Genomic DNA, 12,339 nt, shown 5'->3' on the forward strand with positions numbered 1-12,339 from the left:
GGGTGAAGTTCGCGGCGCCGGAGTCGCGAAGGCCACCCGTTGACAGCTCTAGGAACATCGTTCAGGGTGTCCGCGGCCCGTTACGCTGGGGAAATGACCGGCGAGTGGGTTGTCGCGCGGCCGCACCAGGCGCTGCGGCCGCTGGTCGAGCGGTACATCGGCTACACGCAGCACGGGCTGCCCGCCGGTGTGCACCGCGGGCTGCCTTCGAGGTTCGCCACGCTGGTCATCAGCCTCGACGAGCCGATGCGCGTGCTCGGCATGCCGCTCCCCGGGGAGAACCCCATCGCGGCGCGCGGCATGGTCGGCGGCATGCACACCGGGCCCGCGCTGCTCGAACAGACGCCGTTCCAGTCCGGAATCCACCTCGAACTGAACCCGCTCGCCACGCACGCGCTGCTCGGGGTGTCCGCGGCCGAGTTGAGCGGGCAGCTCGTCGGCCTCGGGGCCCTCGGCTCTCCCGCGCTCGCGGAGTTGCCGGACAGGCTGACCGAGGCGCGGACTTGGCGCCGCCGCTTCGAAATCCTCGACCAGACCCTCGGCGACTGCTTCGGCGACGGCGCCGCGGTCACCCCGGAGATCGGCTGGGCGTGGCGCCGCATGCGCGCCGCGGCGGGCCGGGTCAGGGTCGACGCGCTCGCGGACGAAGTCGGGTGGAGCAGGCGGCATTTCGGCGAACTGTTCCGGCGCGAGCTGGGGCTGCCGCCGAAACAGGCCGCGCGGGTGCTGCGGTTCGAACGCGCGGGCGCCGTGCTGCGCGCGAGCGGGCGGGTCGATCTCGCCGCGCTCGCGGCCGACTGCGGCTACTACGACCAGGCCCACCTGACCCGCGAATGGCGCGCGCTGGCCGGGTGCACGCCCGGCGTGTGGATCGCCGAGGAGCTCCCATTTCTGCAATACACCGAACCGGAGGCGGAGACAGACTCCGTGGCATGACTGAACAACAACCACAATCGACGGTCTGGCCCGCTTTCCACTACGACGACGCGCACGCGGCGATCCGGCTGCTCGTGGACGTCTACGGGTTCCGCGAGGCGCTCGTCGTGCCTGGCGAACAGGGCGGCGTGCTGCACGCCGAACTCCGCTGGCCCGAAGGCGGCGGCGTCATGCTCGGCTCGGCGAAGTACTGCGACGCCAAGTACGCCAGCGTCGAACCGGGAAAGAGCGGCGTCTGCGTGGTCACCGATCACGTCGACGCGGTGCACGAACGCGTTGTCGCGGCGGGTGTCGAAGTGATCGACGAGCCGTTCACGACGAATTACGGCTCGTATTCGTTCACCGCGCGCGACACCGAAGGCAACCTCTGGACCTTCGGCACCTACCGAGGCGCCCCTTAAAGTACGGGCATGGTGACGATGACCAGGGTGACGGAACTCGACGACGCGCTCGTGGCGGAGCTGCACCGGATCCTCGTGGACCTGGTGCGCGACGGCGCGCCGCTCGGCTGGCTCGAACCGCCGTCGTTCGAGGAGATCGCCGCGCTCCTCGGCGACGTCGTCGCGGCCGCCGGGAAGGGTGACGCCGGGCTGGTCGTCGCCCGTGCCGACGGCGAACTGGCCGGGCTGGGTTACTGGCGCCGCTACACCCGCCCGACCAATCGCCCGCACGCCGACCTGGAACGGGTCGCCGTGGCGGGGAACGCGCAGGGCAAGGGCGTCGGCAGGGCGCTGACCACGGCGCTGGTGGCGGACGCCCGCGCGGCCGGGGTCGAGATCCTCACCCTGGACGCCCGCGGGGACAACGAGACGGCCCTCGGCCTCTACCGGTCCATCGGGTTCACCGAATACGGCCGCCTGCCGGATTTCGTCGCGGTCGGGACGCGCCGCTACGACAAGGTGTTCTCCATGATCGACCTGCGTTCAGCCGACGGGCCGCTCGAAGGTCAGCAGTAGCCCTTCCACCCCTCCCGGCCCGATCCTGCCCTTGACCTCGGCCGCGGTGATGGCCTTGAGCTGCCACCCGTCCTCGGCGTGGTCGTTGAGGACCTTCTCCAGCCGGTCGCCGGACATCTTGCCGCCGATCATCTTTTCGCGGAGTTCGACGACTTTGTAGGTGTATCGCTGCATCGCCCGATTCTCACACCCGGTGCGTGCCGGGGCCTGCTCCGTTCGGCCGCTCGGGTGCTTGGCAGCGTGTGAGAGGGCCTTCTTTTCCGTTAGCGGTGATTATCTGGCAGGCTTAGGCCCGTGTTGCGGCTTGCTGGTGCGCGGCTGCTCGATGATCGGGACTATCCGGCGGTTCGCGCCGCCTTGGCCGCCGATCCGGTGGCCAGCTGCATGGTCAGCGCCAGGGTCGAGGTTGCCGGGCTCGACCCGTGGCGGCTAGGCGGCGAACTGTGGGCCGCCGAGTCCCGCACGCCCAGACCCGGTCGCGTGCAGGGGCTGTGTTTTTCCGGCCCCAACCTGATCCCGTTGCGCGGCACCGTTTCCGCCATCCGTTCGTTCGCCGATCGGGCCCTGCGCCGCCAGCGCGCGTGCTCGTCGCTCGTCGGCCCCGCGGAGCAGGTGATGGCGCTGTGGGACGAGTTGGTCGTCGAATGGGGGCCCGCGCGGGAGGTCAGGGGCGACCAGCCGCTGATGGCGATCGACGCGCTGCCCTCGGTCGCGCCGGACCCGCTCGTCCGGCAGGTCAGGCCGGACGAGATCAACCGGTACCTGCCCGCCGCGATCGCGATGTTCATCGAAGAGGTCGGCGTCGACCCGCGTGCCGGCGATGGCGGCGTCAGCTACCGCGCGCGCGTGGCCGAGCTGATCGCGAGCGGCAGGGCGTTCGCCAGGTTCGAAGGCGACCGGGTGGTGTTCAAGGCCGAGATCGGCGCGCTGTCGACCACGGTCGGGCAGATCCAGGGGGTGTGGGTGCACCCGGACCGGCGCGGCCACGGGCTCGGCACCACGGGCACCGCCGCCGTCGTGACGAGGCTCGTGCGGGGGATGGGCCGCACAGCGAGCCTGTACGTGAACTCCTTCAACTCGCCCGCGCTCGCTTCGTACCGCAAGATCGGGTTCGAGCAGGTCGGCCAGTACGCCACGGTCCTGTTCTGACGGTTCCGGTGCGGCTACCCGTGAATCGGGGCCGCGCACGGCATACTCCTTCGTCGTGGGGTCGGCTTTTTTCCGGATGGCGGTACTCGGTGCCGTCACGGCGCTGACGGTGTCCGGCTGCGCGCTGTTCGGCGGCGAGGACGGCCCGGACGAGGTCACCGGCGAGTTCCTGCACGCGCTCGCCGACGGGGACGTCAACCGCGCCGCCGATCTCACCGACGCGCCGGATTCGGCTCGCGCGGTGCTCGGGCAGGTGCGTGCCGCGCTCGCGCCGGAATCGATCGGCGTGACGGTCGGCAGGGTGCACAGCGCCACCGGATCCGGGAAGGCCGACGCCGCCTTCGACCTCCAGTGGCACCTGCCGCGCGGGCGGACCTGGGCGTACTCGAGCGCGGCCCAGCTGTTCGACGAGAAAGGCGTCTGGAAGCTGCACTGGCTGCCGTCGGTGCTGCACCCCGAACTGGCCGCGCAGCAGACGATCGCGATGCGGGAGGTGCGCCCCGAGCCTGCGCCCGTTGTCGACCGCGACGGCATGGCGCTGCTGTCCCCGCAGTCGGTGATCGGGGTCGTGCTGGACCCGGCGAAGGCCGGCGACGTGGCGGCGGTCGCGGACCGGCTGGCCACCGTGCTGCACCCGCTGGACGGCACCATCACCAAACAGTCCCTTGTGGACAGTGCGAAGGCGCTGAAGCCCGGCGAATCGCTGCCGGTGGCGAGCCTGCGGGCCACCGACTACCAGCAGATCAAGCCGTCCATCTACGAGCTCCCCGGTGTCCGGTTCGCCGAGCAGACGCGGCTGCTGCCCGTCGACAAGGCGATGGGCGCCAGGATCCTGCCCGCGCTGCGCTCGGTGGTCGAACACCAGGTGCTCGGCGAGGCTGGCTGGCGTGTGGTGACGCTCAACGCGGGCGGCGGCGAGGTCACCGAACTGTTCGCGCAGCAGCCGAAAGCGGCGGACGCGGTGGTCAGCACGCTGAGCCGGAAGATCCAGTCCGGCGCCGAAAGCGCGCTGGCGCCGATCGCGGGGCCCGCCGCGCTGGTGGCGATCCGGCCCTCGACCGGCGAGCTGCTGGCCGTGGCCCAGAACGCGAAGGCCGACGAGCAGGGCATGATCGCGCTCACCGGCCGCTACCCGCCGGGATCGACGTTCAAGCTGGCGACCGCCACCGCCGCGCTGACCTCGAACCTGGTCAGGTCCGACACCCCGTCCGAGTGCCCGTCGACCGTCACGATCGACTCCAGGGTGGTGCCCAACGACGACCTGTTCTCGCTCGGCACCGTGCCGCTGTCGAGCGCGTTCGCGCACTCCTGCAACACGACCTTCGCCAAGCTCGCCACCCGGCTCCCGCCGTCGGCGCTCACCGACGCCGCCCGCGACCTCGGCATCGGCGCCGACTACGTGCTGCCGGGGCTCACCACGATCACCGGTTCCGTGCCGCCCGCGGACACCTCGGCGCAGCGCGCCGAAAACGGGTTCGGGCAGGGCACCGTGCTGGCGAGCCCGTTCGGCATGGCGGTCGCGATGTCCACCGTCGCGTCGGGGCACATCCCGGTGCCCACGCTGCTGCGCGGCGTCGGAGTGCAGTCGAAGAACCTCGGCAACCCGATCCGGCCCGACGTGCTCGCGGCGCTGCGCTCGATGACCCGCGAGGTCGTCACGGCGGGGACCGCGGGCGCGTTGAAGGAACTGCCCGAGGTGCACGGCAAGACCGGGACCGCTCAGTTCGGCGACGGCGCGCAGTCGCACGGCTGGTTCGTCGGGTACGAGGGCGACCTCGCGTTTTCGGTGCTGCTCGTGGGCGGCGGCACGTCGAAGCCCGCCGTCGAGGTGGCGCACCGGTTCTTGACCTCGGTGGGCTGATCGTCGCCGCGGCCCGCGTCGTAGGCTGGGGGACATGTCCCAGCGTGCTCCGTTGAAGCCCGGCGTGCAGTCGGCGCGCCGTCCCGTTCCCGCCAGCATCGAACGTCCCGAGTACGTGGACAAGCCGGCACCGAAACGGGACACCGGCAACGGCGTTCGCACGCCCGAGGTGATCGAGGCGATGCGCGTGGCGAGCCGGATCGCCGCGCAGGCGCTGGAAGAGGGCGGCAAGGCGGTCAAGCCGGGCAACACCACCGACGAGGTGGACAAGGTGGTGCACGAGTTCCTGCTCGACCACAAGGCGTACCCGTCGACGCTGGGCTACCGGAGCTTCCCGAAGTCGTGCTGCACCTCGCTCAACGAAGTGATCTGCCACGGCATCCCGGACTCGACGGTGATCGAGGACGGCGACATCTGCAACATCGACGTCACCGCGTACATCGGCGGCGTGCACGGCGACACCAACGCCACCTTCCTCGCCGGTGATGTGTCCGAGGAGGCGCGGCTGCTCGTCGAGCGGACGCACGAGGCGACGATGCGCGCGATCAAGGCGGTCCGGCCTGGCCGCCAGCTCAACGTGATCGGCAGGGTCATCGAGTCCTACGCGAAGCGGTTCGGCTACGGCGTGGTGCGCGACTTCACCGGCCACGGTGTCGGCCCCGCGTTCCACACCGCGCCGACCGTGCTGCACTACGAAGAGCCGTCGGTGACCACGGTGATCGAACAGGGCATGACCTTCACGATCGAGCCGATGATCACCCTCGGCACCATCGACTACGACATCTGGGACGACGACTGGACGGTCACCACCCAGGACAAGAAGTGGACCGCGCAGTTCGAACACACCCTGGTGGTCACCGAATCCGGCGCCGAAATCCTGACCCTGCCGTAGTTCCCGGGGACGCTGGCGCCGCGATCTCGGCCCTCGCATCGCACTCCCGCCACCCGCGCGAGCCCGCAGCGGGCTGTCGTATGCCCCGAAGGTGGCTTTCGGGGAATCCAGTGCCCCGAACGTCACCTTCGGGGCATGCGTGTCGTGGTGGTCGAGCGTGCGAGGGGTGGATTTGCGGCGTTGAGCGCCCCGAAGGTGGCCTTCGGGGCACGCGCAGCTTCGCCCGCGTGTGAGCGAGGGCCGGGAAAGTGGCGCTAGGGTCCCCGAAGGTGGCCTTCGGGGACCAACGGAGGGCCTCCGCCGCCGATCACCGCGCCGCGCACCCGATATCCACGCACCCGACATCACGGTGACCTTCGGGGTACGCGAGCCGCTCGGGAGGGTGGCTCCGGTCAGGTGGCCTGGTCGGGGAGGGCGGCGAGCAACTCGTCGAGGAAGCCGCCCGCTTCGGCGGTGGCCCGGTCGGCGTCCTTCGCCTCGATCGCTTCGAGCAGTCCTTTGTGGCCGATGTCGGCGATGTCGCCGCTCGGTTCCGCGGTGGCCGCGACGCTCGCCATGACCACTTCGGTGAGCCCGAGGTACAGCTCGGCGAGCAGCGTGTTGTGTCCACTTCGGACAACCGCGAGGTGGAATTCCGTGTCGATGTGGGCGAAATCCTCGGTTCGGCGTTCGGTGTACGCGTGGTCCCGCTTGGCGAGCAGGTCGGTCAGCGCGGCGACGTCCTCTTCGGTGCGGTTGAGCGCGGCGAGCCTGGCGCCTTCCATTTCGAGCGTGCGCCGCACCTGCAGCACCTCGCGCAGTTCCGAGCCGCACAGCCTGCGGATCGCGCCCGACACCTCGCTGGTCGCCCTGACGTAGGTGCCGTCGCCCTGGCGCACTTCGAGCAGCCCGCTGTGGGAAAGCGCGCGCACCGCCTCGCGGACCGTGTTCCGCCCGACCCCGAGCGAGGCGACCAGTTCCGGTTCGGTGGGAATGCGCTCGCCGACCGGCCACTCACCCGCGGCGATGGCCGCGCGGAGCTGCCCGATCACCTCGTCGACGAGGCCGGAACGTCGTGCGGTGGCGAGTGGCATGGGCTGCACCCCTTCTCGGCGGACCAGCAAGTGAGAATACCGTCACGGTCGTTTCATCCAATCATCCCATGTCTGCCATAGTAGGCGCATGACGTCGCCGAAGCTTGCCTCCGAAAGTGGCCTGGAGCTGGAACTCGACGGTGCGATCGAGACACCGCCGTCGAAGGACCGCTCCGCGGTGCTCGCGGGAACCGGGCTGCTCGCGGTGGCCGTGGTGCTGACCGCGCTCAACCTGCGGCCCGCGATCACCAGCGTCGGGCCGCTGCTCGGCGAGGCGCAGGAATCGCTCGGCGCGTCCTCGACCTGGGCCGGTGCGCTCACCACGCTGCCCGCGCTGTGCTTCGCGATCGCCGGGCTCGCCGCGCCGGTGCTCGCGCGCCGCGTCGGAATGGGTCCCGCGGTCGGCATCGCGCTCGGCGTGCTCGGCGTCGGGCTGCTGCTGCGCGTCCTCGACGGCCCGCTGGTGGTGCTCGGCGGCACGCTGGTGGCCTCGGCCGGGATCGCGTTCGCCAACGTGCTGGTGCCGGTGGTCGTGAAGAACTCGTTCCCGGCGAAGGTCGGATTGATGACCGGCGTCTACACGGCGGCGCTGCAGGCGGGCGGTGCCATCGGGTCCTCGGTGACGCCGCAGCTCGACACCGCGTTCGGCGGCTGGCGCCCCGCGCTGGCGAGCTGGGCGGCGCTGGCCGTGCTCGCACTGGTGGTGTGGATCTTCGCCGCGCGCCGCAAGGCGCCCGCCGCGAAGGGTGGCGAGTCCACGGTCGAGGCCGCGCGGTCGCTGCTGCGCAGCCCGCTGGCGTGGATCATCACGCTCTTCTTCGGCATGCAGGCGTTCCTCGCCTACGTCGTGATGGGCTGGCTGCCCGAGGTCCTGATGGACGCGGGCGTGTCCAAGGCGAACGCGGGCCTGATGCTGGGCCTGCTGTCGATCATCGCGGTGCCGATCAGCCTGATCGTCCCGCCGATCGCGGCGCGCCAGGGCAGCCAGTCGTGGTGGATCGTCGGGCTGGGCGTGTTCGGGCTCGCCGGGATGTTCGGCCTGCTGCTCGCGCCGTCCGCCGCGCCCCTGCTGTGGACCGTGCTGGTCGGCTTCGGCATGAGCGTGTTCTCGCTCGCGCTGACCACGATCGCACTGCGGGCCCGCACCGGTGCGGAGACCGCGAAGCTTTCCGGCATGGCGCAGGGCTTCGGCTACCTGATCGGGGCGACCGGCCCGTTCCTGTTCGGCTTCCTGCACGACCTGACCGGCGCGTGGACGGTCCCGTTCATCATGCTGATCGTCGTGCTCGCCATTCAGATGGTCTTCGGTGGGTTGGCCGGTCGCAACCGCTACGTCTAGTCCAGCTCCAGGTTGAGCAGGGCGTTCTCGATCAGTTCGGGCATGGCGGGGTGGATCCAGTACTGGCCCCTCGCCATGCTCCGCGCGTCGAGGCCGAAGCTCATCGCCTGGATGAGCGGCTGGATCACGGTCGGCGCCTGCGGGCCGATGATGTGCGCGCCGAGCAGTTGCCCGGTGGCCGGGTCGGCGAGCAGCTTCGCGAACCCGCTGGTGTCCTCCAACGCCCAGCCGTAGGCGATCCCCGCGTAGTCCTGTTTGGACGTCACGAACCGGATGCCGCGGTCGGCGGCCTGCGCTTCGGTGAGCCCGACCGACGCGATCTGCGGCGAGCTGAACACCGCGTGCGGCACGAACCGGTGGTCCGCCGCGATCCGGTCCTCCGGGTTGAGCAGATTGTGCTGCACCACCCGGGATTCGTGGTTCGCCACGTGCTTGAGCTCGTAGGTGGACGACATGTCCCCGAGCGCGTAGATGCCCTCGACCGAGGTCTCCTGGTACTCGTCGGCCACCACGTGCCCGCTGTCCAATGTGGATACACCGGTGGCCGCGACGTCGAGCAGGTCCGAGTTCGGCTTGCGCCCGGTCGCCACGAGCAGCACGCCCGCTTCGACGGTTTCCGCGCCCTCCGGACCTTCCAGGTCCAGCGCGACCCCGGTCCCGGTTTTGCGCGCGCGCAAGGTCTTCCGGTGCAGGCGCACGTCGAAGCGGCCGCTCGCCAGTTCGGTGAAGCGCTCGCTGATGTCGGCGTCCTCGGCGCGCAGCAGCGCACCGGAGCGCGCGATCATGGTGACCTCGACGCCGAAGGACGCGAAGACGTGCGCGAACTCGGCCGCGATGAACCCGCTGCCCAGGATCACCATGCGCGACGGCAGTTCGTCGAGCCGCATCACGGTGTCCGAGGTGTAGTAGGGCACCTCGTCCAGCCCCGGCACGTCGGGGGCCACCGCGCGGCCGCCCGCGGCGAGCACGAACTTGTCCGCGGTGATCGTGACCGGCTCGCGCCCGTCGGAGTAGGTGACCCGCAGTTCCTTGTGCCCGACGAACCGGCCCTCGCCCTCGTGCACGGTGACGCCGGCGTTGTCCTCGTGCGAGATCCGGTACTCCCGGCCACCGGCGGCGATCGGGTCGATGCGGCCGAAGATCCGGTCGCGCACGTCCGTCCAGCGGACCCCGTCGAGCGTTTCGTCGACGCCGAACAGCGAGCTCTTAGCTGGCGTGGCGGCGATGTCGGCGGTGTGCACGAACATCTTCGTGGGGATGCAGCCGACGTTGAGGCAGGTGCCGCCGAACACGCCCTTCTCCACGATGGCCGTCTTCCAGCCCGCGAACCGGCCGTCCAGGATCGAGTTCCCGGAGCCGGTGCCGATGATCACCAGGTCGTAGTGGATCGCTTCGCCGCTCATACCAGCGAAGGTACCCGGCCCTCGTGCCACCGTCCCCGTGACCATCGCCAACCCCGATCCGGGAATTTCGCGTGCTCCTCGCGGGGACGCGATGCTAGAAGGAACGGCATGGACCTTCCTTCCTTGCACAGCCGTTTCCTCGACGAGGTGCTTCCCCGGATCCGGCAGGATCCGCGGGTGACCGACGTCGTCCTTTCCGGGTCGATAGCCGGGGGACAGCCCGATGTCTACTCCGATGTGGATCTCATCGTCGTCGTCGAAGACGCGGCGTTCGACGCGATCATGCGGGAGCGCCTCGATCTGATCGGGTCGTGGACCGACCTGGTCGTGGGGTTCACCGGTGAGCACGTCGGCGAGCCGCGCCTGATCATCACCCTGGTCGGGCCGCCCCTGCTGCACGTCGACTTCAAGTTCGTGCGGGCCACCGACTTCGCCGAGCGCGCCGAGGAGCCGCCGCTCGACCTCCAGTGGATCGAGGACCGGTTCTGGGTCTGGGTGCACTACGGCGCGACGAAGATCGGCCGCGGCGAGCTGTTCGAGGCGATCGGCATGCTGGGCTTCCTGCGCGACGCCGTGCTGGGCCCGCTCGCCGCTCGCCGGGTGGGCGCGCCGTCGCGCGGGACACGGCACCTCGAAAACATCGCGCCGGAAGAGGCACGCGCCTTGCGGGCGACGCTCTGCGGGTACGACCGTGCCGACGTGGGCCGGGCGCTCCTCGTGGCCGTCGACCTCTACCGGCAGTGGCTCGGCGACGCGCCGGTCGAACGACGCGGTGAGGCGGAAAAGCTTGCCGTGCAATACCTTCACGACGTGCTCGCGGAAGCGAGCTGACTTCAGCCGCCGGTCGCGGAGAAGTGCATGATGTCCTTGGGGCTGGTCCAGCTGCCGCCCCAGGTCCAGCCGATCGCGGTGAAGGCGCGCACGGTGGCGTCACCGGGCAGGATCATGCCCGGCCGCACGGCGGTGCGGTCCTTATAGGCCGAGGCCAGTTCCGGCACCACGATGTCGCCCTTGAGGTACGGGTTGCAGAACGGGTCGAGGTCGATCGCGAGCCCGTAGGCGTGCGCCGACCAGTTCTTCTGGCCCCGGGTGGGGCGGCAGACGAACGCGCTGGTGTTGTTGCCGTCGCCGGTCGGCGCCGCGTCCAGTTCGGCGGCACTGGTCACCCGCATCTCCTCGAACGGGAACTTGTGCGCGTAGAGCTGCCCGAACACCTTGGTCACCGAATCGGCGACGCTGGCGTTCACGATCATCTCGCCGGTGTGCGGCTTCCCGTCGAAGCCCCAGAACGACATCGTCAGGTAGGCAAGGTCCGCGGCGGCCACCGGGCACGCCGATTGCCAGGTACTGCGGGCGAGCACGCTCGCGGGCACCGCGCTCGTCGTCGCGGCGTACTTCCCGTCGGCTGGCGGCGGCAGAATGTCCTTTGTGGGCAGCTTCCGGTTCACCAGCACGGCGGGCGTCGGCTGGATTTCCCCGTAACCGTCGGAGCGGCGGGGCAGCGGATGCGCGCCGACGACCCAGGCCGCCACCGGGACCGCCGACGACGTGGTGGGCGGGCGCGACGAGGTGCTGGCGGGTGGTGAGGAGGCCGTCGTGAGCGGCGCGGAGGGTGACGGCGGCGCGGTCACCGGTGCCGGATCGCCGCCGCACGCTGCCAGTACGAGCGCCGCCGCGGTCGCCGCCCCCAGTTTGAGCCATCGCACCCCTCCAGCTTGGCAGAACGCTCGGTGAGGACAACGTCCACCCGATTCAGTGACACCACGGGGGTGATGTTCCGTCTAGGGTGTTTCGGGCCGCACCCCGCACGCATCGGAGCGTGTCGACCACACGAGGTCATCTCGGTGCGGCGGCGTTCCCGATCTGGGATCGAACACGCATCCGGTGAAGGGAGCATGGAGCATGCCCGAGAAGGCACGGCGCACGGCGGCCTACGCCGCGACAGCGGCGGTGATCGCGGCGGCGACCTTCCTGCCAGCGGCCGCCTCGGCCGACACCACAGCACCCGGGGCACCCGGCACCCCCGGGTCGCAGGCGCAGCCGCGCATCGTCGGCGGCGGGAAGGCCTCCGTCGACGACTACCCGTACACGGTGTACCTCGCGGACAGCAACGGCAACCAGTTCTGCGGCGCCGTGCTCGTCGACCGGTCCGCGGTGGCCACGGCCGCGCACTGCGCGAAGGCGTTCCCGCAGTCGGAGCTGCGCGTGGTCGCGGGCCGCGACGACAAGCGCACCTCGGTCGGCGCGGTGTCGACGGTGTCGGGCGTCTGGATCGACCCCGGCTTCCGCGACGCGGGCCAGGGCAACGACATCGCGGTGCTGAACCTGCCGTGGGCGCTCCCGTTCGAGCCCGCGAAGCTGCCGAGCAGCTCGGACCGCTCGCTCTACGACGAGGGCACCAAGGCCACCGTGCTTGGCTGGGGCCGCATCGCCGACAACGGCGCCAGGTCCGACTACCTGCGCAGCGCCGTCGTGCCGGTGGTGAGCGACCGGAGCTGCGCGGGCAGCTACTCGAACTACGACCCGAAGAGCATGGTGTGCGCGGGCTACCCGCAGGGCGGGATCGACGCCTGCCAGGGTGATTCGGGCGGCCCGCTCGTGGTCGGCGACACCCTGATCGGGATCGTCTCCTACGGCGAAGGCTGCGCGGAGCCGAACAAGCCGGGCGTCTACACCCGCGTCTCGTCCTTCGTCGACGAAATCGAAAAGCACATCCGGTAGCTCTCGTGC

The 12,339-nt window shown here is 70.5% G+C and carries 13 protein-coding genes; 9 read left to right on the plus strand and 4 right to left on the minus strand.

All coding sequences use genetic code 11. The annotated features are described in order from the left end of the window. Window positions 1-93 precede the first annotated feature (93 nt). The 3 genes from HUW46_RS32615 to HUW46_RS32625 are packed head-to-tail and all read left to right on the plus strand — an operon-like array spanning window position 94 to window position 1,892. Window positions 94-936, plus strand: coding sequence for a helix-turn-helix domain-containing protein (locus tag HUW46_RS32615; RefSeq protein ID WP_215542597.1), 843 nt, complete (start codon window positions 94-96; stop codon window positions 934-936). Next, window positions 933-1,337: a VOC family protein gene (locus HUW46_RS32620; RefSeq protein WP_215542598.1), complete on the plus strand. Its 405-nt coding sequence runs from the start codon at window positions 933-935 to the stop codon at window positions 1,335-1,337. Before HUW46_RS32615 ends, HUW46_RS32620 begins: the two co-directional genes overlap by 4 nt. A 9-nt stretch (window positions 1,338-1,346) precedes the next feature. Next, window positions 1,347-1,892 (plus strand): GNAT family N-acetyltransferase, encoded by a 546-nt coding sequence (locus tag HUW46_RS32625; protein ID WP_215542599.1) that lies wholly within the window; start codon window positions 1,347-1,349, stop codon window positions 1,890-1,892. On the opposite strand, the gene HUW46_RS32630 is transcribed toward HUW46_RS32625, so the two are convergent. After that, window positions 1,860-2,066, minus strand: a complete 207-nt coding sequence (locus HUW46_RS32630; RefSeq protein WP_215542600.1) for a DUF4177 domain-containing protein — start codon at window positions 2,064-2,066, stop codon at window positions 1,860-1,862. The two genes, HUW46_RS32625 and HUW46_RS32630, sit on opposite strands and share 33 nt — an antisense overlap. A gap of 120 nt (window positions 2,067-2,186) precedes the next feature. On the opposite strand from HUW46_RS32630, the gene HUW46_RS32635 reads away from it, so the two are divergent. The 3 genes from HUW46_RS32635 to map are packed head-to-tail and all read left to right on the plus strand — an operon-like array spanning window position 2,187 to window position 5,794. Beyond that, window positions 2,187-3,041 carry a GNAT family N-acetyltransferase gene (locus HUW46_RS32635; RefSeq protein ID WP_215542601.1) on the plus strand — a complete coding sequence of 285 codons (855 nt, stop codon included), beginning with the start codon at window positions 2,187-2,189 and terminating at the stop codon, window positions 3,039-3,041. Window positions 3,042-3,096: 55 nt separating this feature from the next. Beyond that, complete coding sequence (locus tag HUW46_RS32640; protein WP_254125109.1) at window positions 3,097-4,902, plus strand: penicillin-binding transpeptidase domain-containing protein; 1,806 nt, start codon at window positions 3,097-3,099, stop codon at window positions 4,900-4,902. A 34-nt stretch (window positions 4,903-4,936) separates the two neighbouring features. Continuing rightward, on the plus strand, window positions 4,937-5,794 hold the full coding sequence (gene map, locus HUW46_RS32645; protein WP_215542602.1) for a type I methionyl aminopeptidase: 858 nt from the start codon (window positions 4,937-4,939) through the stop codon (window positions 5,792-5,794). Window positions 5,795-6,186: 392 nt separating this feature from the next. Here map and HUW46_RS32650 read toward each other — a convergent pair whose 3' ends face one another. Then, window positions 6,187-6,867 (minus strand): FadR/GntR family transcriptional regulator, encoded by a 681-nt coding sequence (locus HUW46_RS32650; protein ID WP_215542603.1) that lies wholly within the window; start codon window positions 6,865-6,867, stop codon window positions 6,187-6,189. 88 nt (window positions 6,868-6,955) lie between these two features. Between HUW46_RS32650 and HUW46_RS32655 the strand changes: the two genes are divergently transcribed. Next, window positions 6,956-8,206, plus strand: a complete 1,251-nt coding sequence (locus tag HUW46_RS32655; protein WP_215542604.1) for a CynX/NimT family MFS transporter — start codon at window positions 6,956-6,958, stop codon at window positions 8,204-8,206. On the opposite strand, the gene HUW46_RS32660 is transcribed toward HUW46_RS32655, so the two are convergent. Then, window positions 8,203-9,609: a mycothione reductase gene (locus HUW46_RS32660; RefSeq protein ID WP_215542605.1), complete on the minus strand. Its 1,407-nt coding sequence runs from the start codon at window positions 9,607-9,609 to the stop codon at window positions 8,203-8,205. The genes HUW46_RS32655 and HUW46_RS32660 overlap by 4 nt on opposite strands. Before the next feature lie 108 nt (window positions 9,610-9,717). Here HUW46_RS32660 and HUW46_RS32665 point away from each other — a divergent pair, with 108 nt between their 5' ends. Next, window positions 9,718-10,440 carry a nucleotidyltransferase domain-containing protein gene (locus HUW46_RS32665; protein ID WP_215542606.1) on the plus strand — a complete coding sequence of 241 codons (723 nt, stop codon included), beginning with the start codon at window positions 9,718-9,720 and terminating at the stop codon, window positions 10,438-10,440. A 2-nt stretch (window positions 10,441-10,442) separates the two neighbouring features. Here HUW46_RS32665 and HUW46_RS32670 read toward each other — a convergent pair whose 3' ends face one another. After that, on the minus strand, window positions 10,443-11,315 hold the full coding sequence (locus HUW46_RS32670) for a M15 family metallopeptidase (RefSeq protein ID WP_254125110.1): 873 nt from the start codon (window positions 11,313-11,315) through the stop codon (window positions 10,443-10,445). A gap of 196 nt (window positions 11,316-11,511) precedes the next feature. On the opposite strand from HUW46_RS32670, the gene HUW46_RS32675 reads away from it, so the two are divergent. Beyond that, complete coding sequence (locus HUW46_RS32675) at window positions 11,512-12,330, plus strand: S1 family peptidase (protein WP_215542607.1); 819 nt, start codon at window positions 11,512-11,514, stop codon at window positions 12,328-12,330. Window positions 12,331-12,339 lie beyond the last annotated feature (9 nt).

This window comes from Amycolatopsis sp. CA-230715 (assembly GCF_018736145.1).
GTDB lineage: Bacteria > Actinomycetota > Actinomycetes > Mycobacteriales > Pseudonocardiaceae > Amycolatopsis.